We start from the raw sequence: 25,358 nt of genomic DNA, 5'->3' as shown, positions 1-25,358 counted from the left end.
CAGGGGAGGGGACTGCCGCCGCTTCGCGATACTCTCCCTCCCCTGCGATAGCGGGAGAGGGTCGGGGTGGGGGCACGGCTAAACAGCCCCCACCCGCACCCGACAGCCTAGCCCCCCATGGCTAACAGAACGCTAACCACCCCGCCCCGCCGTCACTGCGTCGGACGCTGCTCGAAGACGCCCGGACCGGGATCGCGGGCCGGCTCGACGGCGATGTCGCTGACGATGGCGGCGGAGGGGCCGCGGCGGCAGGCCTCCAGCATGCGGTCCACGGCGTCCGCCGGGCCGGCGAACAGCGCCTCCACCGTGCCGTCGCCGCGGTTGCGCACCCAGCCGGCCAATTCCAGCCGGTTCGCCGTGTCCACCGTCCAGCCGCGGTACCACACGCCTTGCACCTTGCCATGAATGCGGGCCAGCACGGCCTTGCGGTCTTCCTTTTCCGCCATTCCCATCCCCGGTGTCGTTTCCATAAGCTCAGGACAATAGGACAGGCGCCGGTTCCGGAAAACCCGGCGTTGCCCCGCGCCCTCCCCTCCTCCAATGAACAGTGCCGTCAACCATTCGTCGGCGTATCATCCCTGCATGGCGGGGCGCGGGATCTCCTGTGACCGCCGGGCCGCGACAGCGAAGGCCGCGACCGGGCACGGGCGGGCTCGCACCCCCTGAACGAACGGTTCGGGAGGAACGGACATGACCATCCGAAACCCTGCGGAATGGGGAGCGGCCCATTTCAAATCCTGGTCCCACGGCCTGGCCGAAGCCGGCCACGCCATCGCCCCGCCGGCGCGGGAGCGGGCGGCGCTGGAGCCGACCGTACGGCGTATCCGCGGCGACGATCTGCGCGACGCGCTGCGCAAGGGGCTCCATGACTTCATGGCCTGCCGCACCGACGTCCTCTTCATCGCCCTGATCTACCCGCTGGTCGGGCTGCTGCTGGCCGAGGTGGTCTTCGACCAGAACGCGCTGCACCTGCTGTTCCCGCTGGCCTCCGGCTTCGTGCTGATCGGCCCCTTCGCCGCGGTCGGCCTCTACGAGATGAGCCGCCGGCGCGAGCAGGGCGAGCGCGTGTCCTGGGCGGACGCCTTCGGCGTGGCGCGCTCCCCGGCTTTTGGGGCGATCCTGGCGATGGGGGCGATCCTGACGGCGGTGTTCCTGCTGTGGCTGGTGGCCGCGCAGCTCATCTACATGGCGACCCTCGCCCCGCTGGCGCCGGAGGGCTGGAGCGCTTTCACCCACGCCCTGTTCACCACCCGCGCGGGCTGGAGCATGATCGTGCTGGGAGTCGGGGTCGGCTTCCTGTTCGCCGTCCTGGCGCTGGCGATCAGCGTGGTCAGCTTCCCGCTCCTCATGGACCGCCGGGTCGGGGTGGCGACGGCCATCCGCACCTCCGTCCGCGCGACGCTGAGGAATCCCGAGCCCATGGCGCTGTGGGGCCTGATCGTGGCGGGGGGGCTGCTGCTCGGCTCGCTGCCCGCCTTCGTCGGGCTGGTGATCGTCATGCCGGTGCTCGGCCACGCCACCTGGCACCTCTACCGCCGGCTCATCCCGGACTGAGGTGGCCGGGTTAGCCGCAGGCCGGCACCTGCAGGGCGGGCAGCCCGTTCCACAGGATGGCGACCAGCGATCCCGCGGCGGCAAGCCCGGTGAACAGGCGGATGAAGCGCCGCGGGTCCTCGCTGGTCCGCCGGCCCGGAGCGGCGCCCCACAGCGCCGCCGCCAGCACGGCCGCGGCCAGCAGCAGGGCGACCGCCGTAGCGCCCAGGATCAGCACCACCGCGACGGGGTGGCCGTACAGTTCCACCCCGTCCCACTCGCGGGCGCAGATCAGGCCGTTGATGCCGTAGACCGCCGCGAAATGGGCCGCCCAGATCAGGAAGGCCGACATCATCCCGGTGAAGGTCGCGGTGAACGCCGTCTTCTCCATGCTTCACCTCACACGGCCAGACGCGGGAACAGATGCACCAGCAGGAGCGACACGATCCCCTGCCCGCAGGTGTAGATCCACATCAACATCGTGTTGTCGAAGGTGACGCGGCGCCGCGCGTGCAGTCGCCCGGCGAAGGAGCGCGCGAGCACATAACCGGTCATCAGGACCAGGATCACGACGTGGAAGACCTGCCAGGAGGCCAGCATGTAGACGATGGCGCCGTAGGCGCTCTCCGACGCCACGAGGCCGCTGCCGATGCGGTTGTAGGGCTCGGCCACCGCGGCGGCGGCCATCAGCAGGACACCCGCGAGCAGCAGGCCGCGCATCGCCCAGGAGCGGTTGCCGGCCACGGCGCGGCTCGCCAGCAGCATCGCCCCCGCCGCGACGACCCACAGCGCCGCCTCGCCGAACAGCCACCCCAGCCCCGGCAGGGAGCCGGTGCCCACCGGCCAGACGTCCGGGCTGACCGTCCACAGGAAGACGTAGGTGAAGCACAGGCAGGCGAAGGCCGTCCCGTCCACCAGCAGCAGGACTGCCGTCCCCCACCAGGAATGGTTCTCCGACCCCTGGAGATAGACCGGCACCCGCCAGCCGCCGCCGACGTCCTGCGGCGGGTGGTCGGCGCCCTTGTCGAGGCTCCACACCCACCAGAAGACCGAGGCGATGGCCAGCACCCCCGGCACCAGCGACACCCAGTAGAGCTGCACGGCCAGACAGATGAAATGGGCGGCGGTGAACAGCCCGGCGAGGAAATGGCTCCAGTGCGGACCGGGCATCGGCATCAGATACTGCGGCCGGGCCTCGATCGGGCTGGTCACGATGGTCTCGCGCCGGCGGGTCGGGGCGCCGGGCAGGTAATGGGCGCCCTCCTGCACCTCGCGCGACAGGTTGGGGTTGTCCCACAGCGGGTAGAGGGAGCGGACGTGCGGGATGCTGCGCGTCGCGTAGTCGTCGTTCGGAATCCACTCCAGCGTCCCCGCCTTCCACGGATTCTCCGGTGCCGGGCGCCCTCGGCCGAAGGCGTCGCGCGCCATGTCGATCAGCACCAGCAGGACGCCGAAGGCCATCACGAAGGCTCCGACGGTCGAGACCATGTTCAGGACGTTCCAGCCCAGATCCCCCGGATAGGTGTAGACGCGGCGCGGCATTCCCATCAGGCCGCTGACATGCATGGGGAAGAAGGCGACGTTGAAGCCGATGAACATCATCCAGAAGGCCCAGCGCCCCAGCCGCTCCGACAGCATGGTGCCCTTCATCGTCGGCCACCAGTGATACAGCCCGGCGAAGACCGGGAAGACCATGCCGCCGATCAGCACGTAATGCAGGTGCGCCACCACGAAGTAGCTGTCATGGGCCTGCCAGTCGAAGGGGATGACCGCCACCATCACGCCGGTCAGGCCGCCGGCCACGAAGATGAACAGGAAGCCCAGCAGGAACCACGTCGCCACCGTCCATTGCAGCCGCCCCTTGCCCAGCGTGGCGATCCAGGCGAAGACCTGGATTCCCGCCGGCACCGACACGGCCATGCTGGCGGCGGAGAAGAAGCTGAGACTCAGCGGCGGGATGCCGGTGGCGAACATGTGGTGCACCCACAGGCCGAAGCTGAAGAAGCCGGTGCCGACCAGCGCCACCACCACCCAGTCGTGGCCGATCAGCGGCCGTTGCGCCAGCGCCGGCACCATCATCGACACCAGCCCCGCCGCCGGCAGGAAGATGATGTAGACCTCCGGATGACCGAAGAACCAGAACAGGTGCTGCCACAGCAGCGGGTCGCCGCCCCGCTCCGCGATGAAGAAGGGCCAGTCGAAGGCGCGCTCGATCTCCAGCAGCGCGGTCGCGATGATCACCGCCGGGAAGGCGAAGACGATCATCCCCGCCATGACCAGCATCGACCAGCAATAGACCGGGATCTTGTCCAGCGTCATGCCGGGCGGGCGGGTGCGCAGGATGCCGACGATGATCTCGATGGCCCCGGCGATGGCCGAGATCTCGATGAAGCCGATCCCGAGCAGCCAGAAATCGGCGTTGATGCCGGGCGAGAACTTCATGCTGGTCAGCGGCGGGTACATGAACCAGCCGCCGTCCGGCGCCACCTCGAAGATCAGCGAGCAGAAGAAGGCCAGCCCGCCGAACAGATAGGCCCAGAAGGCGAAGGCCGACAGTCGCGGAAAGGGCAGGTCGCGCGCCGCCAGCATGGAGGGCAGCAGGAAGACGCCGATGGCCTCGACGATGGGCACGGCGAACAGGAACATCATGCCCGTGCCGTGCACGGTGAAGAACTGGTTGTAGAGGCTGTGCCCCAGCACGTCGTTCTCCGGCACGGCGAGCTGCGTGCGCATGACCAGCGCCAGCGTGCCCGAGATGACGAAGAACAGCAGCGCCGTGCCGATGTACATCACCCCGATGATGTTGTTGTTCACCTCCTTCAGCAGGCCGAGGCCGGAGGTCGGTTTCCAGGCGCGCTTCAGAGCCTCCAGCTCCTCCTTCGGGCGCGGCAGGCGGCTGGGCAGGGCGGCATCATCGAGCGGGGGGGTCATTTCAGGCTCTCCAGCCAGACGGCGATGGCGTGCAGATCGTCGCCGCCCAAGATCGGGAAGGACGGCATGCGGTTCTCCGGCTTGATGTGCTGCGACCCGGCGATCCAGCCGGCCAGGGCCTCCGGCGTGTTGGGCAGCGTCCCGGCGGCCAGCGCGCCGCGCCCGCCGACATGGGTCAGGTCCGGCCCGGCCGCCCCGTTGGCCGGCGTGCCGCGCACCGTGTGGCAGGACCCGCAGCCGGCGCGCAGGAAGGCGTCGCGCCCGGCGACCTGCTGCGGCCCGTCGGGTTCGGCGGCGGGGCGGCGCTCGGCGGCCAGCCATTCCTCGAAGCGCTCGGGCGGCTCCACCACCACGTCGAAGGCCATCAGCGCGTGTTGGGCGCCGCAGTATTCGGCGCACTGGCCGCGGTAGGTGCCGGGCCGCTCCCCGACCAGGATCAGCCGGTTCTCGTGGCCGGGGATCATGTCCATCTTGCCGCCCAGGCTGGGCACCCAGAAGCTGTGGATCACGTCCGCCGCGGTCACCACCACCTCCACCGGGCGCCCGGCCGGAATGACGAGGCGGTTGGCGGTGCGCAGGACCTCCCCGCCTTCCCCCACCCGCACGTTGGGGTAGCGGACCTCCCACCACCACATGTATCCGGTGACCTCGATGCGCAGCGGCTCCACCCCGCCGGTGTCCGACAGTTGCCGGGCCACGGCGAACTCGTAGACCTGGAGCGCGGTCAGCGTGACGATGGGAAAAACGAGGCCGCCGCCGATGATCCAGGCGCGGCCTCCCGGGAAGCGTTCCGGCCGGGCGATGACGGCGTACCCCGCCAGGGCCATGACGAAAAGGAAGATGACCCCGCCCCCGGCGACGAGAATCAGCGTCAGGTCGAGGATCGCCTCGGCGTTGCGCCCGGCGGGGTGGAGCGCGGACTGCGGACCCCGCTCGCAGGCCGCCAGGAGCCCGATTCCGCCGGCCAGGGCCGCCCCCCGCCAGCTCCGTCTGCGTCCTTCGCTGCGGCCAGACCTGCGGTCCATGCACCCCCCTCGCGGCGTTGGCCCGCGGCGGCGGGCGGCGTCGTTGCACGGCTAAACTCACGGCAAGGCCACAGGTTCCGCCGGAACTTCGGTCGGCGGGGGAGCATTCACTCGGGGACGAACACCCACAACCGGCGGAGCGTCCCATCCATGCGCAGAGTTCTGACGATCATCGGGCTGGTTCTGGGCGCCCAAGCGGTGGGGGGCTTCCTGTTCGCCTGGTCGGGGCTCTACAGCATCGCCGCCAGCAAGGAGCACTGGCCGCCGGTCCACTGGTTCTTCAGCATGGCGATGCGCAGCTCCATCGAGACGCACGCCGCCTTCGTGAGCGATCCGCCCAACCTCGACGACCCGGCGCTGATCCGGCGCGGCGCCGGCCATTACGAGGACGGCTGCGCCCCCTGCCACGGCGCGCCGGACGTCGGACGCAACCCGATCTCCCGTCACATGCTGCCCACCCCGCCCTTCCTGCCGGGGCAGACCGGGGACTGGACGGACAAGCAGCTGTACTGGATCACCTACAACGGCATCAAATACGCCGGCATGCCCGCTTGGCCCGCGCAGGCCCGCGACGACGAGCCCTGGGCGGTGGCCGCCTTTCTGCGCCGGCTCGACGGCATGAGCGCCGAGGAGTACCGCCGCCTCGCCTTCGGGGAGACGCCGCCGGACGGCGACCGCTCGACCCTGGCCGACCTCCAGATGCTCGACGGGTCCGCCCGCGAGGTGCTGGACAACTGCGCCCGCTGCCACGGCTATGACGGCGCCGGCGGCGGCGGGGACAGCGCCGCCGCCTTCCCCCGCCTGTCCGGCCAGAACGCCGAGTATCTCTTCCACGCGCTGAAGGCCTATGCCGAGGGCGGACGGAACAGCGGCATCATGCAACCGGTGGCCGCCGGGCTGGACGAGTCGATCCTGCGCCGCCTCGCCGACCATTACGCCGGGCAGACGGCGGCGCCTTTCCCCCCTGCGCCCGCCGACGCCGATCCGGCCCTGCTGGAGCTGGGCGCCCGGCTGGCCGAGTCCGGCGACCGCGACACCGGGGTGCCCGCCTGCTCCGGCTGCCATGGTGCGGACCGCGACCCGCGTTACCCCCGCCTCGACGGGCAGCACGCCAGCTACATCGCCGACCAGCTCCGCCTCTGGCAGCGGGACGCGCACGGCGACACCCCGCTGTCCAGGATCATGGGCGCCGCCGTGCGCAACCTGACCGAGGAGCAGATTCGCGCCCTGTCGCTGCACTACGCGCAGAGCCGCCCGCGGGAGACGGCGAGTGAGGACGGGAAGCGCTGAGTCTTGCGCCCAATTTAACGAGGCAAAATTGCTGTATACGCATTTTCACAAAATCAATTCACTTTCTGCCTTGACCGAATGCCCACTCGCATTGTAGATAAAAAGCCGGACGCCCAAGGGGGGCGCCCCGCGGCAATTTGATCGCCAGCTTGCGCCGCGTCACCAAACGCTAAAGCGCCACGATACCGGTCGTGGAACTCTGGAAGGAGTGACCGGAATGACCATGATGACCCTCCCCTCCCCCGCCGATCGGACCGGCGCCGTGACGGGCCTGTGTTGCCGAATGCGCAGCACCTCGTGTCGCCGCTGACCCCAGCGCGCCCACCCGTTCCGTCCAGCACCCGATCCGCATGAAAATCCCGCGCGCCGCAGCGCTGCGGGCCGAGGGAGACCATGTCATGAACACGTCCAACGCCTACGCCATCGAGGTCCAGGGCCGGTCCGCCGGCATCGTCGTCGCCGGCCAGAGCGGCTTCACCTTCTTCGTCTCCGACTGGTCCTTCAAGGACCTGGACCGCAAGACCTTCCGCAACGTCGGACAGGCCGAGCGCGCCGCCCAGCAGCTGGCGGCCCGGCGCTCCGGCGTGCGGCGGCGCTGATCGCGCGCCCGCATTTCACACGCCACCATCGTTCGACAAAGCCATTCCACACTGCCCATAAAGGACCCGTTCCGTGAAAGCCTTTCTCACGTCCATCGCCGCCGCTGCCCTTCTCACCGTCTCCACCGGGGCCGGCGCCGCGTCCCTGAAGCTCGGCGTGTCCGCCGGCCCCTATGGCGAGATCCTCGAATACACGGCGAAGATCGCCGCCAAGGAGGGGTTGAAGGCGGAGGTCATCGAGTTCACCGACTGGAACATGCCCAACGCGGCGCTCCAGTCCGGCGACATCGACGCCAACAACTTCCAGCACCAGCCCTTCCTGGACAATCAGATCAAGCAGCGCGGCTACGACATCGCGCCGATCGCCAAGAGCATCGTCGTGCCCATGGGCATCTACGCGAAGAAGGTCGCGGCGCTGGCCGACCTGAAAGAGGGGGCCAGCGTCTCCATCCCCAACGACCCGACCAACGGCGCCCGCGCCCTGTTCCTGCTGGCCAAGGCCGGGGTGATCGGGCTGAAGGATGGGGCGGGCCTGAACACCTCCATCGCCGACATCGCGTCCAACCCGAAGAAGATCAAGCTGGTGGAACTGGATGCGGCCCAGCTTCCGCGTTCGCTGGACGACGTGGACGCCTCGGTCATCACGCTGAACTACGCGGTCCTGGCCGGGCTGACTCCCAAGACCGCGCTGGTTCTGGAGGACGACCAGTCGAAGTGGCACCTCGTCTGGGCCGTCCGCAAGGACCGCGCCGAGGACCCGGCGATCAAGCGCTTCATCGAGCTTTACCGCTCCGCCGAGGTGCGCGACTTCATCAACACCCGCTTCAACGGCACCATCATCCCGACTTGGTGAGCGCGGCCTGTCCGTTCCCTCTCCCGTCTCGGGAGAGGGTGGCCCGAAGGGCCGGGTGAGGGTACTGCCGAGAATCGAACACCGATCCGTTGGCAGCACCCTCACCCTTCCCGCGCATTGCGCGGGCCCCTTCCCTCTCCCGGGGCGGGAGAGGGGTATCAACGGGCAAAAACCTCGACTTTTCAGGAAGCTCCGTCATGACCGGCCCGTTCAGCCGCACCGCCTCGATCTTCGACCGTGGCCTCGCCCCCGATCCCGCGAATCACGTCCCGCTCAGCCCGCTCAGCTTCCTGAAACGCGCGGCGAAGGTCTATCCGGACAAGCCGGCCATCCGCCACGGCCGCCGCACCATCACCTACGCGCAGTTCCACGACCGGGTGCGACGCTTCGCCGGGGCGCTGCTGCGGGCCGGCGTGAGGCGCGGCGACACGGTGTCGGTGCTGGCGCCCAACGTCCCGGCGCTGCTGGAGGCCCATTACGCGGTGCCGCTCGCCGGGGCGGTGCTGAACGCGCTGAACACCCGACTGGACGCCGCCGCCATCGCCTTCATCCTCGACCACAGCGAGACGACGCTCCTGATCGTGGACCGCGAGCTGTCGCCGGTCGCCAAGGCGGCGCTCGCCCGGACGGAGCGCCCGATCACGGTGGTGGAGGTCGCCGACGAGCAGGCGCCCGACGCGCCGTCGCTGGGTGTGGTGGAGTATGAGGACTTCCTCGCCGCCGCCGACCCCGCCCCCTGGCGCGGGCCGGACGACGAGTGGCAGGCCATCGCGCTGAACTACACCAGCGGCACCACCGGCAACCCCAAGGGCGTCGTCTACCACCACCGCGGCGCCTATCTGAACGCGCTGGGCAACGCCTTCACCCTGAACGTCCGGCCCGACAGCGTCTTCCTGTGGACGCTGCCGATGTTCCACTGCAACGGCTGGACCTACAGCTGGGCGGTCACCGCCGCGGGCGGCACCCATGTCTGCCTGCGCCGGGTGGAGCCGGCGGCGATCTTCGACGCTATCGCGGAGCTGGGCGTCACCCATCTGTGCGGCGCGCCGATCGTGCTGAACATGCTGATCCACGCCCCGGCACCGGTGCGGCGCCCCGCCCCCCGCCGCGTCATCGTGGGCACCGGCGGCGCCGCCCCGCCCTCCGCGGTTCTCGCCGGCATGGCGGCGCTGGGCTTCGAGGTGGTGCACATGTACGGGCTGACCGAATGCTACGGCCCGGCCACCGTCTGCGCGCCGCAGGCCGGCTGGGAGGACCTCGACGCCGACGGGCTGGCGCTGCAATTCGCGCGGCAGGGGGTGAACCACGTCGCGGTGGAGGACGCGACCGTGCTCGACCGCGAAACCGGCCGGCCGGTGCCCGCCGACGCCCAGACCATCGGCGAGATCGCGCTGCGCGGCAACACGGTGATGAAGGGCTATCTGAAGAACCCCGCGGCGACCAAGGAGGCGCTGAAGGACGGCTGGTTCCGCACCGGGGATCTGGGCGTCCTGCATCCCGACGGCTATATCGAGGTGAAGGACCGCAGCAAGGACATCATCATATCCGGCGGCGAGAACATCTCGTCCCTGGAGGTGGAGGAAGCGTTGTACCGGCACCCCGCCGTTCTGGAGGCCGCCGTGGTCGCCCGCCCCGACGACCGTTGGGGGGAGAGCCCCTGCGCCTTCGTGACGGTGAAGCCCGGCGCGGAGCGCCCCTCTGAGTCCGACATAATTCAATGGTGCCGCGACCGCATTGCGCACTACAAGGTGCCGCGCACCGTTGTGTTCAGCGACCTGCCGAAGACATCGACCGGTAAAATCCAGAAGACCGTCCTGCGCGACGCCGCCCGCGATCTGGGCGCACGTCGGGAGGCCAAGAGCGTATGATAACCTTCGAACAGCTTCAGAAAACCTACCCGTCCCGCGGCACCGGGCAGCCGGTCCAGGCGCTCGCCGACATCGACCTGACCATCGGGCGCGGCGAGATCTACGGCATCATCGGCCGTTCGGGCGCCGGCAAATCCACGCTGCTGCGCACCGTGAACCTGCTGGAGAAGCCGACGTCGGGCCGCGTGCTGGTCGACGGGGTGGACGTCACCGCCCTGTCGCCGCGCGAACTGCGCGCCGCGCGGCACAGCATCGGCATGATCTTCCAGCACTTCAACCTGCTGTCCTCGCGCACGGTGTTCGACAACGTCGCCCTGCCGCTGGAACTGGCCGGAGTGGCGAAGGCGCAGATCCGCGAAACGGTGGAGCCGCTGCTCGACCTCGTCGGCCTCACCGACAAGCGCGACCGCTACCCGGCGGAGCTGTCGGGCGGGCAGAAGCAGCGCGTCGGCATCGCCCGCGCGCTGGCCAGCAAGCCCAAGGTGCTGCTGTCGGACGAGGCGACCTCCGCCCTCGATCCGGAGACGACGACCCAGATTCTCCACCTGCTGGCCGACATCAACAAGCGGCTGGGGCTGACCATCGTCCTGATCACCCACGAGATCGCCGTCATCAAGGAGATCTGCCACAAGGTGGCGGTGATGGAGAACGGACGGATCATCGAGCAGGGGCCGGTCTTCGACATCTTCGCGCACCCCAAGCACGAGACGACGAAGACCTTCGTCGACCCGGTCATCAACCGCGGCATCCCGGACAGTCTGCGCGCCCGCCTGTCGGCGACGCCGGTGCCGGGGTCGAACATGGTGCTGCGCATCACCTTCACGGGGGAGCGCGCGACCTCCCCGGTCATCAGCGCGATCAGCCGCAAGCTGAACCTGGACCTGAACATCTGGCACGGCCAGATCGACGAGATCCAGGGCGCGCCCTTCGGAACGCTGGTGGTGGAGGCCATCGGCAACCCGCAGTCCATCGAGGCGGCCATCAGCCTCCTGAACGTCAACAAGCTCGGTGTCGAGGTGCTCGGTCATGCTGTCCCCGGAAATCTACGCGCTGCTGTTTAAGGCGCTTCTCGACACGCTCTACATGGTGGCGGTGTCGGGCCTTCTCGGCACGGCGCTGGGCCTTCCGCTGGGCGTGCTCCTGGCCGTCACCGGCCGGGGGGAGTTGTTGCAGAACCTCGCCTTCAACCGGATCGCCGGCGTGCTGGTGAACATGACGCGCTCCACCCCCTTCATCATCCTGGTGGTGGCGATCATTCCCTTCACCCGGCTGATCGCCGGCACCTCCATCGGCACCGCCGCAGCCATCGTGCCGCTGACGGTCGCCGCCGTGCCCTTCATCGCCCGCATCGTCGAGGGCGCCGTGCGCGAGGTCGACCGCGGCCTGATCGAGGCGGCGCAGTCCATGGGCGCCACGCCCTTCCAGATCATCCGCAAGGTCCTGCTGCCGGAGGCGATGCCCGCCATCGCGCTCGGCCTGACGCTGTCGGTGGTCAGCCTGATCGGCTATTCGGCCATGGTGGGTGCTGTCGGCGGCGGCGGCCTCGGCGACCTCGGCATCCGCTACGGCTACCAGCGCTTCCTGCCGGAGGTCATGCTGGCCGTGGTGATCGTGCTGATCGTGCTGGTGCAGATCGTTCAATCGACGGGCGACTGGATCGCCCGCCGCGTCAACAAACGCAACCTGAAGTCCTGAGGAGTTGGAGATGTTCCGTACCCGTGTGCTCGGCGCGGCCTTTGGTCTGGTGGCCGGCATCGCGACCCTGGCGACCGCCGTCGGCGCGTCGGCCGAAGCCCTGAAGATCGGCGTCACCCCCGGCCCGCACGGCCAGATCTTCGAGAAGGTCAAGCCGCTGGCCGCCAAGGAGGGCCTCGACCTGACGGTTCTGGAGTTCTCCGACTACGTCATCCCGAACCAGGCGCTGGCCCAGGGCGACCTGAACGCCAACTCCTTCCAGCACCAGCCCTACCTGGACAACCAGGTGAAGGACCGCGGCTACGAGCTGGTCAGCGTCGCCAAGACGGTGATCTTCCCGATGGGCGTCTACTCGAAGAAGGTGAAGAGCCTGGACGAGCTGCCCGACGGCGCCAAGGTCTCCATTCCCAACGACCCGACCAACGGCGGCCGCGCCCTGCTGCTGCTCCAGGCCAAGGGGCTGCTGAAGGTGAAGGAGAGCGCCGGCCTGAAGGCGTCGCCGCTCGACATCGCCGAGAACCCGAAGAAGCTCCAGATCCTGGAACTGGACGCCGCCCAGCTCCCGCGCTCGCTGGACGACGTGACCGTGGCGGTCATCAACACCAACTTCGCCATGGAATCCGGCCTGGACCCGAACAAGGACGCCATCGCCCGCGAGGCCAGCGAGAGCCCCTACGCCAACGTCATCGCCGTCCGGAAGGCCGACCAGGACAAGCCGTGGGTCGCCACGCTGGTGAAGGTGTACCAGAGCGACGAGGTGAAGCAGTTCATCCTCGACCGCTTCAAGGGTGCGGTGGTCCCGGCCTGGTAACCCGCCACCGGACCGGAAAGGCCCTTCCTCCAGCCGGGGGGAGGGCCTTTTTCTTTGGCCGTGACGCCACGATGGTCCAACCCGAAGAAATTCCCGTCGGGCGCTTCAAGGACAACAATGGTTGGCCCCACTGATTTTCCGCTAAACGGAATAAATCACGCAATCCTCTGACGGTCGGGATGAAGCGGGACCTATGGTTCTGCGCCCACGAAGCACAGGCCGCAAAGACGGCCCGCGGGCGGATCAACCTTGGGAGGAATCGATGTCCAAACGCTTTTCCCTGCTGCTGTCCACCGCGGCGGTCCTGGCCGTGCTCGGCACCCTGCCGGCCTACGCCGCCGACCCCGCCCTGGAAGCCAACGTCCGCAAGACGGTGAGCCCGCAGACCCAGACCTGGCTCGCCGATCCGGCGGTGGTCGATGCCGTCAAGGCTCAGAACGCTCAGAACAAGGGCCTCGACCAAGCCAAGATCGACGCCATGGACAACGACTGGAAGGCGGCGGCCAAGGCCAAGTCCGCCAACCCGACCTACGACAAGATCGCCGCCAACGCCGTGACCAAGCGCCTGAAGGAGGTGACGGACAAGAGCAACGGCCGAATCGTGGAAATCCTGCTGATGGACAACCGCGGCCTGAACGTGGCCCAGACCGGCGGCACCTCCGACTATTGGCAGGGCGACGAGCCGAAGTGGCAGAAGGTCTACAGTGGTGGCTCCAACCTCTACATGACCGACCCTGAAAAAGACGCCGAGACGAACGCCATGCTGACCGAGGTCAGCGTTCCCGTGCTCGATCCGGCCAGCAAGGAGAAGATCGGCGTGGCGATGATTGTGCTCGACACCAACAAGCTCGGCAACTGACGGGGCGCGGCTTCCCGCCAAGCCGCTCCAATCGGACAGCGGCCGGCCGGGGAGCCGCTTTACCCGGCGTTCTCCACCAGGAAGCGTTGGAAGGCGTCCACGTCCAGCGGGCGGCTGATCAGGAAGCCTTGGATGCGCGTGCAGCGCTGGCGGCGCAGCATGTCCGCCTGCTCCTCCGTCTCCACCCCCTCGGCGATGGTGTCGAAGCCCAGGCTGTCGGCCAGATTAACGATGGTGTTGACGATGGCCGGGTCGGTGGACGACTGAACGATGTCGCGGACGAAGCTGCGGTCGATCTTCAGCGTGTTGATCGGGAACCGCTTCAGATAGGCCAGGGAGGAATAGCCGGTCCCGAAATCGTCGATGGACAGGCGGATGCCGATCCCCTTCAGCCCGTGCAGGATGGTCACCGCCTTCTCGATGTCGCCGATCATGGCGCCCTCGGTCAGCTCCAGTTCCAGCCGCTCGGGCGGCACGCCGCTGCGGTCCACCACGTCGCGGACGAAGTTCACCAGACGCGCGTCCTGGAACTGGCGCGGCGACAGGTTGACGGACACCGACGCGATGTCCAGCCCCGCGGCCAGCCAGCCGGCCAACCGGCCGCAGGCCTCCCTCAGGGTCCAGGCGCCGATCTCCCAGATCAGGCCGGTCTCCTCGGCCAGCGGGATGAACTCCGCCGGGCTGACGAGGCCGCGCACCGGGTGGTGCCAGCGGATCAGCGCCTCCGCCCCGATCACCCGGTGGAAGCCGCGCTGCGGCATGTCCACCTTGGGCTGGAAATGCAGCGCGAACTCCTCGCCCGTCGCGGCGGCGCGGCGCAGGTCGCTTTCCAGCCCCAGCGTGAAGCCGGTGCGCTCGCGCATGCCCGCCTCGTAGAAGACGAACTTGCATTCCGGGTTGCGCTTGGCGTGGTACATGGCGAGGTCGGCGTTGCGCAGGAGCTGGTCCGCCGTCTCGCCGTCGTCGGGGAAGAAGGCGACGCCGATCGAGGCGCCGCAGAAGAGTTCCTGATTGTGAACGGCGAAGGGCTCGCCCATCGAATAGAGAACCTTCTCGACCAGCCGGGCGCCGGCGGCGCGGTCCACGGCGTCGGGCGCCACGATCAGGAACTCGTCGCCGCCCAGCCGGCCCACCGTGTCGGACACGCGGGTGCAGTTGCGCAGGCGCTTGGCCACCAGCTTCAGCAGGTCGTCGCCGGCGTGGTGGCCCAGCGTGTCGTTGACCTGCTTGAAGCGGTTGAGGTCGAGGAAGGCCACGGCCACCTTGGTGCGCATGCGCTGGGCGCGCGCGATGGCCTCCTCCAGCCGCTCGCAGACCAGCCAGCGGTTGGGCAAGTCGGTCAGCCGGTCGAAGCTGGCCTGGTAGCGGATCTGGTGTTCCTGGTACTTGCGCTGGCTGATGTCGGCGAGCGTCAGCACGTAATGCTCCAGCGCGCCGCCCGGCGCGCGCACCGCCGTGACCGACAGCGAGGCCGCGAAGGCGTCGCCGGAATGACGGAAGCTGGTCACCTCGCCCTGCCAGCGCCCCTCCGTGCGCGCGGTGCGCCAGATGTCGTCGATGAAGGCGCGCTCGTGCGAGCCGGGGGCGAAGATCACCAGCGGGCGGTGGAGAAGCTCCTCGCGCTGGAAGTCGGTCATCACCTCGTAGGCCGGGTTGACCGCCTGCACCGACAGGTCGGGGTCCACGATCAGGATGCCGTCGGCCACGCTGTCGAAGACGGTGGCGAGCAGCCGGATCTTCTCCTCGTGCTGCTTGCGCTCGGTGATGTCCTGGACGGTGCCTTCGTAATAGCGGATGCGGCCCTGCGGATCGCGCACGCAGCGCGCGTTCTCCGAGATCCAGATGATCGAGCCGTCGTTGCGGAAGACCCGCGCCTCGAAGCTCTGCACCACGTCGCGCTCGGCCATCAGGCGGGCGAAGGCCTCGCGCTTGCCGGGATCGACGTAGAGCTGGCCGGCGATGTCCGTCAGGTTGTCGATCAGGTCGACCGGCGACCGGTAGCCGTAGATCCGCGCCAGCGCCGGATTGACCCGCAGATAACGCCCGTCCACCGTGGTCTGGTAAATGCCTTCGACCGCGTTCTCGAAAATACTTCTGTATTGCTCTTCCGTCTCTTGGCTCATGGACCGGGCCTCATCTGGCGCGAGAGCGTTGGCCTCAGGAAAAAGCATGCGAAGGACCTGAGCGGGCAATTGCGATGGGCGCCTCTTTTGCGCCGCAAAAAAGTAGAAGGCGTATCGCGACGCGCGTCAAGGCGGTTCGTTTTATATTTTTCACAATTGCAATAAAAGAGGCATATGACCCACCCCGCCCGGACGTTGCATCGCCACAGCGTCGGGTGGCGGAAAGGCCACAGAATCGAGCTGAACCACCGGTTCGGACCGCCGGCAAACAAAAAGGGCCGGATCGCTCCGGCCCTTGCTGTGCGCGGGGTTTCCGCCCTGTAAGAGGCGCCGCCGGGCTCAGTGCCCGTGCGTGCCCGTCTTGGCGCCTTCCTTCAGGACGAAATGACGCGAGCAGTAGGGGCATTCGACCTTCCCCTCGGCGCTCAGCGTCAGGTAGACCAGCGGGTGGCCGAGCGCGCCGCCGCCACCGTCGCATCCGACGGTCAGGGTCTCGACTTCGATCGTTTCAATTGGCTGCATGGCAGACATCCTCCACTTTGACACACGCGCGCGTTAACGCCATCGTTAAGATGCCCACCGAATGAGGCACGCGCGCGGGGTCGGATCATACCCAACGCGCCGGACGGATCAAGTGATTGGACAGTGATCGCCCCTGGGGGTTCGGACTCGGGGCACGACCGGAAAGGCCCTTTCGATTCCATGGTTGCGCACGCCCCGCTGAACGCCGCCGCCCTGCCCGCCGCCACCTTGCCCACCCACGCCGTCCCCGCCTACGCCGTGGAGGTGCGCGGCCTCACCAAGACCTATCAGGCCGCCGGCAAGGCCGGCCCGAAACAAGCCCTTAAGGGCATCGACCTGGCGATTCCACGCGGGGCGGTGTTCGGGCTGCTGGGGCCGAACGGGGCGGGCAAGTCCACGCTCATCAACATCATGGCCGGGCTGGTCAACAAGACCGGCGGCACGGTTTCGATCTGGGGAACCGACATCGACGCCCATCCGCGCCAGGCGCGGGCGTCGATCGGCGTGGTCCCCCAGGAACTGAACATGGACCCTTTTTTCACCCCGCGGGAAATGCTGGAGCTTCAGGCCGGCCTCTACGGCGTGCCCAAGGCCGAACGCCGTACCGAGGAGCTTCTGGAAGCCGTGGGTCTGCGCGACAAGGCCGACGCCTACGCGCGGTCGCTGTCGGGCGGCATGAAGCGGCGGCTGATGGTGGCGAAGGCCATGGTGCACACCCCGCCCGTCCTGGTGCTGGACGAGCCGACCGCCGGCGTGGACGTGGAACTGCGCATCCAACTCTGGGAGCATGTGCGCAAGCTGAACCGCGAGGGGTCGACGGTGCTGCTGACCACCCATTATCTGGAGGAGGCGCAGGAGCTGTGCGACTCCATCGCCATCATCAACCACGGCACGGTGGTGGCCTGCGAGCCGACCGCCACTCTGCTCCGCCGGGTGGACGCCAAGGCGCTGACCGTTCTGGTCGACCGCGACCTGGACGCCGTGCCGGCGGAACTGTCCGCCTTCACCGCCGAACTGGCCGAGCCGCGGCGCCTGATCGTCCGCTACCAGCCGAGCCGCCAGAGGGTGGACGGCATCCTCGCCGCCCTGGCCGGGGCGGGGCTGGGAGTCGTCGATCTCAGCACCGAGGAATCGGATCTGGAGGACATCTTCCTGCAACTGACCGGCGGCGCGCACGCCCGCAAGGAGATCGCGCACGATGCGGCGTAGGGCGGCCGGCCGGGTGGCGCGATTGATCGTCGGGATCGGCCTTCTGTTGTCCGGCTGCACCGCGGCCTACCAGCCGATGGGTTTGCCCGTGACCCAGCCGGCCCTGACCGACCGCGCCCTGATCGCCGCCGACGGCTTCGAGCTGCCGCTGCGGCGCTGGCTGCCCGAAGGCGGGGCGCCGCGGGCGGTGGTTCTGGCCCTGCACGGCTACAACGACTACTCCAACGCCTTCGACGGGGCCGGGCGCAGCCTCGCCACGCGGGGGATCGCGGTCTACGCCTACGACCAGCGCGGCTTCGGCGCCACGCGGAACACCGGCATCTGGCCGGGCACCGACACGCTGGTGGCCGACCTGAAGACGGCCGTCTCGCAGATCCACACCCGCCACCCTGGCCTGCCGGTCTACCTGATGGGCGAGAGCATGGGCGGTGCCGTGGTGCTGGCGACGATGACCAGCGCTCATCCGCCTGACGTCAACGGCACGATCCTGGTCGCCCCCGCCGTCTGGGGCCGCGACGCGATGGGCTTCTTCCCAAGGGCGCTGCTCTGGCTCAGCTACAACACGGTCCCGGGGATGGTGGTGCACCCGCCGAAGGACCTGAAGATCCAGGCGTCCGACAACATCGAGATGCTGCGCGCCCTGGGCCGCGACCCGCTGGTCATCAAGGGCTCCCGCGTCGACGCGCTGGAGGGCCTGACCGACCTGATGGGCACGGCCCTGACCGCCTGCGGCCATCTGTCGGTGCCGTCCCTCGTGCTTTACGGCGCCCATGAGGAGGTGCTGCCGAAGACTCCGGTCAACCGCGCGGTCCAGGAGTTCGAGGCCGGCGGACGGCATGTGGTGGCGGTGTATCCCGACGGCTGGCACATGCTGCTGCGCGACCTGAAGGGGCAGGTGGTGGTCAACGACATCGCCGCCTGGATCGAAAATCCCAAGCAGCCTCTGGCGAGCGGCGCCGACCGCAACCGCAACCTCCTGGCCGCGAAATAGGAGCGGGTGAGTGGCCCCGGCGGGGTGTGAAAAAATGTCGAAAGGAGTGTTTGCACTCGGTCGGGCTTTTCGCTATGGTGCGCCTCCGCTGATGACGGACCCGTAGCTCAGCTGGATAGAGCGCTGCCCTCCGAAGGCAGAGGCCGATGGTTCGAATCCATTCGGGTCCGCCAGCGATTTCCCAAGCATTCCAATTGGTTGGACGCTTGGGGCAGAATCCGGAAATTGCCAAAAAACCAATCCGTCACGCTGTGGTCACAGTGACGGTATTTTCGACATGGCTTCGTTCCGTAAACGCGGCACAAAGTGGCAGGTCAGGTTTGGCGTGAAGGGCATCCCAATCAGCCGCACATTCACCAAGAAGGCTGACGCTGAGGCATGGGCGCACCAGATCGAAGCAGGCATTGAGCGCGCCGGTCTTCCGATTGATACGGCCGCATTGCGGACGACGACGCTGGCCGCGCTCCTAAGGGCCCGTATCGACGTCTCCGAAGGCAGATCTACGTCGCCATAAGTTCCATCATGCCCCAGGGCCTCACAACTTGATCGTGCCCGCCCTCTTTCTCAAACGGGCTCGGAGCGGTTCTATGCAGCGCAGCTTATCGCTTGTCGCCTTTCCTCAAGCGTCCTCATTCCCATATAAGCCTGCTGTTTGAGCGCGGACCGTGACAGGAAATGAACAACCGCATTCAGAGTAAGAGAGGATTGTTCGATCGACCTGGAGCGATCGCAGCCTTGATGCGCGAGTTCGACTGGTCCCGCACGCCGGTCGGTCCGGTCGAAAAGTGGCCGCAAAGTCTGAAAGCCACGGTCCGCACCCTCCTTACCTCCCGTTATCCGATGATCCTGACCTGGGGGACGGAGTTCACCCAATTCTACAACGACGCCTATGCGCAACTGATCGGCGACAAGCACCCAGATGCCCTGGGAAGCGATATCCGGATCACGCTTGCCGAGGCCTGGGACACGCTGGGCCCGATGATCGACGAGGTCATGCGCTCGGGTGTTGCCAATTGGACGCCGGCTCTGCTGCTGCTGCTTGAGCGCGCCGGTTACCGCGAGGAGGCCTATTTCAGTGTGTCGCACGCGCCGGCGGAGGATGACGACGGTCGGATCGTGGGCATGTTGGCGGTGTGCAGCGAAGTCACGCTGCAAATCGTGGGGGAGCGGAGGGTTGCGTTGCTGCGCGACTTGGCATCGAAGGCTGGAGAGACGCGGAGCGTCGATCTGGCGTGCCGCGAGGCGGCGGCGATTGTCGCCGAACATCCCCTCGACGTGCCGTTCATGCTTCTGTACCTGCGTGATCCGGATGGGGATGAAATCGTGCTCCACAGTGTGGTGGGGCTTCCTGCGACCGATCCGCTCGCATCGCGCGCAATCCACCTCCATGACGACGGTCCCGATCCGTGGGGACTGCGTCGCGCCATGGCGGGTGAGATGGTGGTGCTCGACGACATTGATCACCATCTGACCCGGCCGGGAGGCCCGTGGGGCGACCCAACCCGTGTTGCGGTCAGTCAGCCGATCGGCGGGTCCGGGCACGGCGCACCGATCGGCGTGCTTGTCACCGGCACCAGCCCGAACCGGGCCCTTGATGATGGCCACCGGTCCTTTTTGCAGCTCTTGGCTGGCCAGATTGCGGTTACGCTCAGCAACGCATTGGCTTATGAAGCGGAACGGCGGCGTGCCGATGCCCTGACGGAGTTGGACCGTGCAAAGACGGTCTTCTTTTCCAACGTCAGCCATGAATTCCGGACGCCGTTGACCTTGCTGCTCGGGCCTCTCGAAGACCTTTTGCCCAAAGCGGCGGCATGGGATGAGGCTGATCGCGCTTTGTTGCACACGATCCACCGCAACGGCCTGCGCCTGCTGAAACTGGTCAATTCGCTGCTTGATTTCTCACGGATTGAGGCGGGGCGGGCACAGGCCAAGTTCGAGCCTACGGATCTTGCCGCCTTTACCACCGACATAGCTGGCTCTTTTCGCTCGGCGATCGAAACGGCTGGTTTGCGCTTCGGGGTGGAATGCGAAAGGCTGCCTCGGCTGGTCGCGGTCGACCGTGACATGTGGGAGAAGATCGTTCTCAATCTTCTGTCGAATGCGCTGAAATATACGTTGTCCGGCACCATCACCGTCCGATTGACGAGCCTGTCGAACGGCGTTGCGCTTGAGGTGGGCGATACGGGAACCGGCATTGCCCCCGAAGAGCACGAGCGGATTTTCGACCGCTTTCACCGTGTCACATCGGCGCAGGGGAGGACGCACGAGGGGACCGGCATCGGCTTGGCGCTGGTGCGCGAGCTGGCGCGTTTGCATGGTGGCGACGCGGAGGTCACCAGTGTGGTCGGCCAAGGATCGACCTTTATGGTCACGTTGCCCTGGGAAGCAGGGGAAGAGCATGCGACGAACGCCATAGATGACCAAGGGAAGCCGGGCAATCCGCTGGCGAAGATCGAAACCCCTACGCCGATTCGGGCCGAGGCGTTCCTGGCCGAAGCAAGCCGGTGGGGCGGACGAAGCGCTTCATCCCCAGCATCCGCCGTCACGTCGCCGGACGTTGGGAATGGTGGCATGGGCGGCTACATCCTCGTGGTCGACGACAACGCCGATATGCGCGACTACGTCGTCCGGCTTCTCGGCTCCGACTTCACCGTGGGCACCGCCTGCGATGGCGTGGAGGCGCTTGAAGCGATCCGAGAGGCCCGGCCCGATCTGGTGCTCAGCGACGTGATGATGCCGCGACTGGACGGGTTTGGCCTGTTGACAGCGTTGCGCAGCGCTCCAGCTACGCAGGATATTCCGGTGGTGCTCCTTTCCGCCCGCGCTGGTGAGGAGGCGAGTGTCGAGGGGCTGGACGCAGGTGCAGACGACTATTTGATCAAACCCTTTTCTTCGCGAGAACTCATCGCACGCGTGCGAGCAAACCTGACCATGACGCAGCTCCGGCGTGCGGCAGCCGAGGCGCATCATGATGCCGAACGCATGCGGGCGCTTGGCCAATTGACGTCAGGAGTTGCCCATGACTTCAACAACCTTCTGATGGTGTTGCGAGGCGCCGTTCATCTGGTCGGCCGTCGCACCGCCGATCCCGCTTTGCGCAACGTTCTCGATCATGCGACCGAAGCGATCGAGCGGGGCGCGCTTATGACCCGTCAACTCCTGTCGTTTGCGCGGCGTCAGCGCTTGGACCCGCAGCCCCTCGACGTGAACGAGCGGCTGGCAAACCTCGTTCCGGTACTCGGGCGCGCCTTTCCCGAGAACGTCCGCGTGGACCTCGACCTGGGCGACGTTCCACCAATCCTGGTCGACCGTGCGGAATTGGAAGCGGCCCTGTTGAACTTGGCGATCAACGCCCGTGATGCGATGCCAAACGGCGGCACGCTAAGGTTTGAAACGCGGCCCGCAGCCCTGGAACCACCAGCCGAACGGCATCTCAGGCCGGATCGCCGTTACGTCAGTCTACGGGTAATTGACAGCGGGTCCGGTATGCCGCCAAGCATTGTGGAGCGGGTGTTTGAGCCATTCTTCACCACGAAGCCGCCTGGAGAGGGAACCGGATTGGGCCTAAGTCAGGTGTATGGATTCGCCAGCCAATCGGGTGGGCACGCGAGCGTCGCGAGCCGGGTCGGCGAAGGTACGATCATCACGTTGTTCTTGCCGGTGGTGGAGTAGGCGCATGGAGACCAATCGACTCAACCCCGTCACTCCAGCGACCGTACTTGTGGTGGAGGACGAGGCTTTGGTCCGCATGATGACCGTCGACCTTATCGAGGACATGGGATACCGCGTGATCGACGCAGGATCGGCGGAGGAGGCTCTGGAGCACATTCGTGACGAGCCCCGCATCGATGTCCTGTTTACAGATATTCGCATGCCTGGCCTTGACGGCTTTGCTTTGGCGGAACGCGTTCGCGCTCTTCGCCCGAGCATTAAGGTAATCTATGCAACGGGGTACGCCGACATGGAGCGCACCCCGTCTCCACACGCAATTGGGCCGTTGCTCCGGAAACCGTATGAGCCGGACAAACTCAATGAAACCATTCAGCAAGCAATGGCCGACATCTGATGACCTGCTCCCCGAGCGTCCTCCGCTCAGAGTGGGCGTCCTCTCATGTGATGCGCTGACCGGGCGTTGATGGCAATCGGGGCATGCCCCGGCCCCGCCTCCGGTGACATCCGCGTGGCGACCTTGATCGGCGAAGCGCCGGCGAGGCTGTTCTCGTCTTCCAGCGTCTTCAGCCGCTTGGCTTCCGACACCTCCGGACCGCCGTACTTCGCCGTCCACCGGGAGAAGGTCGTCTCGCTGATCCCGTGCTTGCGGCAGAGCTCCGCCGTTGGCCTGCCGGCTTCCTGCTCGCGCAGGGTTCCAATAATCGGCTCCTCGCAGAACCGGCTCTTCTTCATGTCCGTCTCCTTGCTCGGCGGACGCAAACCCAGGACCAAGGAGTTCCTGGGGACCGGTCATTCAATCCATCGCTGCAAAGTGGGCATGACGGCGGGCATAGTCGCAGCAGCCTCCGTCTTTTTTACAACTACAGATTGATTATCGAAAAGAAGGAAACCGATGCCCCACGCATCGCGAAACCCCATTGACAGTGCCAAATCAATCAAGCATTTTGAATGCCATTCAAAATTAGGTCTGACGACAAAGCCAGACTATGAACAGGGGCACCGGCGATGGGGTACGAATGGCAATTCGCCATAATACTTGAGTATTGGCCGATTTTTGCGCGCGGAGCTATCACGACTCTTCAGATAACGTTACTGTCGTCTGTCATCGGCTTGTTCATCGGCCTCTTGGTCGGCGTGAGCCGGGAATCATCTGGTGTCTTTGTAAGATCCGTCACATCCATCTATGTCGAGATGATTCGCGCGACTCCGGCGCTCGTGCAGATTGTCTGGCTCTACTACTGCTTCCCAATCATCTTCGGTTACCAGCTCAGCGCGATGACCTCGATCATCATCGCCCTCGGCATCCACTCCGGAGCCTATGTGTCGGAGATCGTGCGGGCCGGCATCAACGCAGTGGACACCGGCCAGTTTCTCGCTGCCAAGTCCATCGGCATGAATCACTTTACGGCGCTCCGCCGCATCATCCTGCCTCAGGCCGGACAGAAGATGATTCCGCCTCTGATCAACGAATTCGCCAATCTGATGAAGCTGACGACGCTCGGCTCGATGATCGCGGTCTACGAGCTTCTTCAAGAATCCAACAACCTCATCGCCACAACCTACCGCCCTCTTGAAGTTTATACCTTTCTGGCGATCTTTTTCTTCTTCATCACCTATCCTTGGATCTGGTTGTCGCAGCGCCTGGAACGGCGCCTGAAGATGCGGGCCTGACCGATCCTCGCACGATCCTCCGGTGGAGTTTCCCCTATGCTGCGCATCACCAACCTCGGGAAGAGCTACGGCAGCGCGCGCGTCCTGAGCGGCATTGATCTCGACGTGCAGCCCCACGACGTCGTGGCGATCATCGGACCCAGCGGCTCCGGCAAGAGCACGCTTTTGAAATGCATCAACTTTCTGGAACGCTACGACGAAGGCGAGGTCCGCTTCGGCGACGAACTGGTCGGCTACGTCGAGGCCAGCGGCCAGCGGCGGCTGGCCACCGAGCGCCAGACCAACCGGCTGCGCGCCGAAATGGGCATGGTGTTCCAGAACTTCAACCTGTTCCCCCACATGACGACGCTTCAGAACGTCATCGAGGGGCCGATCCAGGTCAAGGGCGTCGCGCGCGACGAAGCGGTCCGCCACGCCGAGCAGCTTCTCGCCAAGGTTGGGCTGGCCGACAAGCGCGACGTCCGTCCGACCAAGCTGTCGGGCGGGCAGCAGCAGCGCGCCGCGATCGCCCGCGCCCTGGCGATGCGCCCGCGCCTGATGCTGTTCGACGAGCCGACCTCGGCGCTTGACCCCGAACTGGTCGGCGAGGTGCTGACCACCATGCGCGAACTCGCCGCCGAAGGCATGACCATGGTGATCGTCACCCACGAAATGAGCTTCGCGCGCGACGTCGCGAGCCGGGTCGTCTTCATGGAAGGCGGCCGAATTGTCGAAGAGGGACCACCAGGCAAGATTTTCACCAACCCGGACAACGCGAGGACCCGCGCGTTCCTTGCCCGCGTCCTGCATTGAAGAGGCTGAACATGTCCGCATTCCGCACGCTGATCTCGTCGCTGGTGGTTGGCGCCCTGGTGACCTTCGGCGCCGTCAAGGCCCAGGCCGCCGGCGAGGTCGAGAAGATCGTCCGGCAGGGCGAGCTGAAGATCGGCTACATCCCCTCCCCGCCCGGCACCGCCAAGGACCCCAAGACGGGCGAGCTGACCGGATTCTATGTGGACGCGGCGCGCGCCATCGCCGAGCAGATGGGCGTCCGCCCGGTCTTCATCGAGACGACCTGGGCGAACTTCGTCGCCGGGCTGCAGGCCGGCCAGTTCGACATGTCCATCGGCGCGACCTTCGCCACCGTCAAGCGCGCCACCGTCGTCGACTTCACCAAGCCGATCTTCTATCTCGGCAGCGTGGCCGTGGTGAAGAACGACGAGGCGCGCTTCGCCTCGCTGGCCGACATGAACAAGCCGGACGTGCGCATCGCCGTGGTCCAGGGCACGGCCGCCGAGGACTTCGTGCGCCGCACCATCCCCAACGCCAAGCTGACCTCGCTGGCCGGCGGCAACCTGACCGCGGGTTTCATGGAGGTGGCGGCCGGCCGCGCCGACGCCAGCTTCGAGGACCTGTTCACCGCCACCCGCTTCACCGAACAGCAGCCGGGCGTGAAGATGCTGTTCAACGACCGGCCTGTGAACTTCCTGCCGATCGCCTGGACCGTCCGCAAGGGCAACAGCGAGCTGCAGTCGGTCCTCAACGTCGGGCTCGACAACCTGCTGACCTCCGGCCAATGGGACATGATCGCCGCCAAGTACATCACCGGCGGCCGCTACGTGAACGAGCCCGCCCTGCGCGAATTCCCCAAGCAGGCTCCCTGATCGCCGGCTCCGCCGCCCGACCCGATCCGCAGCGGTCGCCCTGAAAACCCCCGAAGAGGACAT

At 66.8% G+C, this 25,358-nt stretch carries 22 protein-coding genes, 1 tRNA gene and 1 pseudogene; 17 read left to right on the top strand and 7 right to left on the bottom strand.

Features of this window, described 5'->3' with window-relative positions:
• Positions 1-152 precede the first annotated feature (152 nt).
• The gene (locus FHW79_RS22675) at positions 153-446 is read right to left on the bottom strand and encodes an acylphosphatase (RefSeq protein ID WP_183180992.1); all 294 of its coding nucleotides are present in this window, start codon (positions 444-446) and stop codon (positions 153-155) included.
• Between the two features lie 244 nt (positions 447-690).
• On the opposite strand from FHW79_RS22675, the gene FHW79_RS22670 reads away from it, so the two are divergent.
• Positions 691-1,554 (top strand): DUF2189 domain-containing protein, encoded by an 864-nt coding sequence (locus tag FHW79_RS22670; protein WP_183180991.1) that lies wholly within the window; start codon positions 691-693, stop codon positions 1,552-1,554.
• A 10-nt stretch (positions 1,555-1,564) separates the two neighbouring features.
• Here FHW79_RS22670 and FHW79_RS22665 read toward each other — a convergent pair whose 3' ends face one another.
• Genes FHW79_RS22665 through coxB form a run of 3 tightly spaced genes read right to left on the bottom strand, consistent with a single transcriptional unit; the run spans position 1,565 to position 5,489 of the window.
• A complete protein-coding gene (locus FHW79_RS22665) occupies positions 1,565-1,924 on the bottom strand; it encodes a hypothetical protein (RefSeq protein ID WP_183180990.1) in 360 nt (119 codons plus the stop codon).
• Positions 1,925-1,932: 8 nt separating this feature from the next.
• Positions 1,933-4,464 (bottom strand): cytochrome c oxidase subunit I, encoded by a 2,532-nt coding sequence (gene ctaD / locus FHW79_RS22660; protein ID WP_183180989.1) that lies wholly within the window; start codon positions 4,462-4,464, stop codon positions 1,933-1,935.
• Entirely contained in the window at positions 4,461-5,489 is a 1,029-nt protein-coding gene (coxB, locus tag FHW79_RS22655; RefSeq protein ID WP_183180988.1) for a cytochrome c oxidase subunit II, read from the bottom strand. Before coxB ends, ctaD begins: the two co-directional genes overlap by 4 nt.
• A gap of 150 nt (positions 5,490-5,639) precedes the next feature.
• Here coxB and FHW79_RS22650 point away from each other — a divergent pair, with 150 nt between their 5' ends.
• The 8 genes from FHW79_RS22650 to FHW79_RS22615 all read left to right on the top strand — a co-directional run bounded on the left by FHW79_RS22650 (position 5,640) and on the right by FHW79_RS22615 (position 13,464).
• Positions 5,640-6,779, top strand: a complete 1,140-nt coding sequence (locus tag FHW79_RS22650; RefSeq protein ID WP_183180987.1) for a c-type cytochrome — start codon at positions 5,640-5,642, stop codon at positions 6,777-6,779.
• Positions 6,780-7,177: 398 nt separating this feature from the next.
• Positions 7,178-7,378 carry a hypothetical protein gene (locus FHW79_RS22645; protein ID WP_183180986.1) on the top strand — a complete coding sequence of 67 codons (201 nt, stop codon included), beginning with the start codon at positions 7,178-7,180 and terminating at the stop codon, positions 7,376-7,378.
• Positions 7,379-7,451: 73 nt separating this feature from the next.
• Positions 7,452-8,231 carry a MetQ/NlpA family ABC transporter substrate-binding protein gene (locus tag FHW79_RS22640; protein WP_183180985.1) on the top strand — a complete coding sequence of 260 codons (780 nt, stop codon included), beginning with the start codon at positions 7,452-7,454 and terminating at the stop codon, positions 8,229-8,231.
• A gap of 197 nt (positions 8,232-8,428) precedes the next feature.
• Positions 8,429-10,099 carry an acyl-CoA synthetase gene (locus tag FHW79_RS22635; RefSeq protein WP_183180984.1) on the top strand — a complete coding sequence of 557 codons (1,671 nt, stop codon included), beginning with the start codon at positions 8,429-8,431 and terminating at the stop codon, positions 10,097-10,099.
• The gene (locus FHW79_RS22630; RefSeq protein WP_183180983.1) at positions 10,096-11,160 is read left to right on the top strand and encodes a methionine ABC transporter ATP-binding protein; all 1,065 of its coding nucleotides are present in this window, start codon (positions 10,096-10,098) and stop codon (positions 11,158-11,160) included. The genes FHW79_RS22635 and FHW79_RS22630 overlap by 4 nt, the downstream gene beginning before the upstream one ends.
• Positions 11,126-11,794: a methionine ABC transporter permease gene (locus FHW79_RS22625; RefSeq protein WP_149472059.1), complete on the top strand. Its 669-nt coding sequence runs from the start codon at positions 11,126-11,128 to the stop codon at positions 11,792-11,794. Before FHW79_RS22630 ends, FHW79_RS22625 begins: the two co-directional genes overlap by 35 nt.
• A gap of 10 nt (positions 11,795-11,804) precedes the next feature.
• Positions 11,805-12,605 carry a MetQ/NlpA family ABC transporter substrate-binding protein gene (locus tag FHW79_RS22620; protein ID WP_183180982.1) on the top strand — a complete coding sequence of 267 codons (801 nt, stop codon included), beginning with the start codon at positions 11,805-11,807 and terminating at the stop codon, positions 12,603-12,605.
• A 262-nt stretch (positions 12,606-12,867) separates the two neighbouring features.
• Positions 12,868-13,464, top strand: coding sequence for a hypothetical protein (locus FHW79_RS22615; RefSeq protein ID WP_183180981.1), 597 nt, complete (start codon positions 12,868-12,870; stop codon positions 13,462-13,464).
• Positions 13,465-13,523: 59 nt separating this feature from the next.
• Here FHW79_RS22615 and FHW79_RS22610 read toward each other — a convergent pair whose 3' ends face one another.
• Both FHW79_RS22610 and FHW79_RS22605 read right to left on the bottom strand, forming a co-directional pair.
• Complete coding sequence (locus FHW79_RS22610) at positions 13,524-15,587, bottom strand: EAL domain-containing protein (protein WP_183180980.1); 2,064 nt, start codon at positions 15,585-15,587, stop codon at positions 13,524-13,526.
• Positions 15,588-15,926: 339 nt separating this feature from the next.
• Complete coding sequence (locus FHW79_RS22605) at positions 15,927-16,109, bottom strand: zinc-finger domain-containing protein (protein WP_035682430.1); 183 nt, start codon at positions 16,107-16,109, stop codon at positions 15,927-15,929.
• A gap of 180 nt (positions 16,110-16,289) precedes the next feature.
• On the opposite strand from FHW79_RS22605, the gene FHW79_RS22600 reads away from it, so the two are divergent.
• The 5 genes from FHW79_RS22600 to FHW79_RS22580 all read left to right on the top strand — a co-directional run bounded on the left by FHW79_RS22600 (position 16,290) and on the right by FHW79_RS22580 (position 22,375).
• Positions 16,290-17,318: an ABC transporter ATP-binding protein gene (locus FHW79_RS22600; RefSeq protein WP_183180979.1), complete on the top strand. Its 1,029-nt coding sequence runs from the start codon at positions 16,290-16,292 to the stop codon at positions 17,316-17,318.
• Positions 17,308-18,309 (top strand): alpha/beta hydrolase, encoded by a 1,002-nt coding sequence (locus FHW79_RS22595; RefSeq protein ID WP_183180978.1) that lies wholly within the window; start codon positions 17,308-17,310, stop codon positions 18,307-18,309. Before FHW79_RS22600 ends, FHW79_RS22595 begins: the two co-directional genes overlap by 11 nt.
• Positions 18,310-18,405: 96 nt before the next feature.
• Positions 18,406-18,482: transfer RNA gene (locus FHW79_RS22590), tRNA-Arg, on the top strand.
• A gap of 565 nt (positions 18,483-19,047) precedes the next feature.
• Positions 19,048-21,981: an ATP-binding protein gene (locus FHW79_RS22585; protein WP_211108433.1), complete on the top strand. Its 2,934-nt coding sequence runs from the start codon at positions 19,048-19,050 to the stop codon at positions 21,979-21,981.
• A 4-nt stretch (positions 21,982-21,985) separates the two neighbouring features.
• On the top strand, positions 21,986-22,375 hold the full coding sequence (locus FHW79_RS22580; RefSeq protein WP_183180976.1) for a response regulator: 390 nt from the start codon (positions 21,986-21,988) through the stop codon (positions 22,373-22,375).
• Positions 22,376-22,521: 146 nt separating this feature from the next.
• On the opposite strand, the pseudogene FHW79_RS22575 reads toward FHW79_RS22580, so the two are convergent.
• Positions 22,522-22,713, bottom strand: a pseudogene (locus FHW79_RS22575) (transposase); the annotation flags it as partial.
• Between the two features lie 273 nt (positions 22,714-22,986).
• Between FHW79_RS22575 and FHW79_RS22570 the strand changes: the two are divergent.
• The 3 genes from FHW79_RS22570 to FHW79_RS22560 are packed head-to-tail and all read left to right on the top strand — an operon-like array spanning position 22,987 to position 25,295.
• Positions 22,987-23,652 carry an amino acid ABC transporter permease gene (locus FHW79_RS22570; protein WP_183180975.1) on the top strand — a complete coding sequence of 222 codons (666 nt, stop codon included), beginning with the start codon at positions 22,987-22,989 and terminating at the stop codon, positions 23,650-23,652.
• Positions 23,653-23,688: 36 nt separating this feature from the next.
• The gene (locus FHW79_RS22565) at positions 23,689-24,444 is read left to right on the top strand and encodes an amino acid ABC transporter ATP-binding protein (RefSeq protein ID WP_183180974.1); all 756 of its coding nucleotides are present in this window, start codon (positions 23,689-23,691) and stop codon (positions 24,442-24,444) included.
• An 11-nt stretch (positions 24,445-24,455) separates the two neighbouring features.
• Positions 24,456-25,295 carry an ABC transporter substrate-binding protein gene (locus FHW79_RS22560; RefSeq protein WP_109068189.1) on the top strand — a complete coding sequence of 280 codons (840 nt, stop codon included), beginning with the start codon at positions 24,456-24,458 and terminating at the stop codon, positions 25,293-25,295.
• Positions 25,296-25,358 lie beyond the last annotated feature (63 nt).

Source organism: Azospirillum sp. OGB3, from assembly GCF_014192915.1.
Taxonomy (GTDB): Bacteria; Pseudomonadota; Alphaproteobacteria; order Azospirillales; family Azospirillaceae; genus Azospirillum.
Note: the sequence above shows the minus strand (reverse complement) of the source record. Positions and strands in the feature narration are given on the sequence as shown.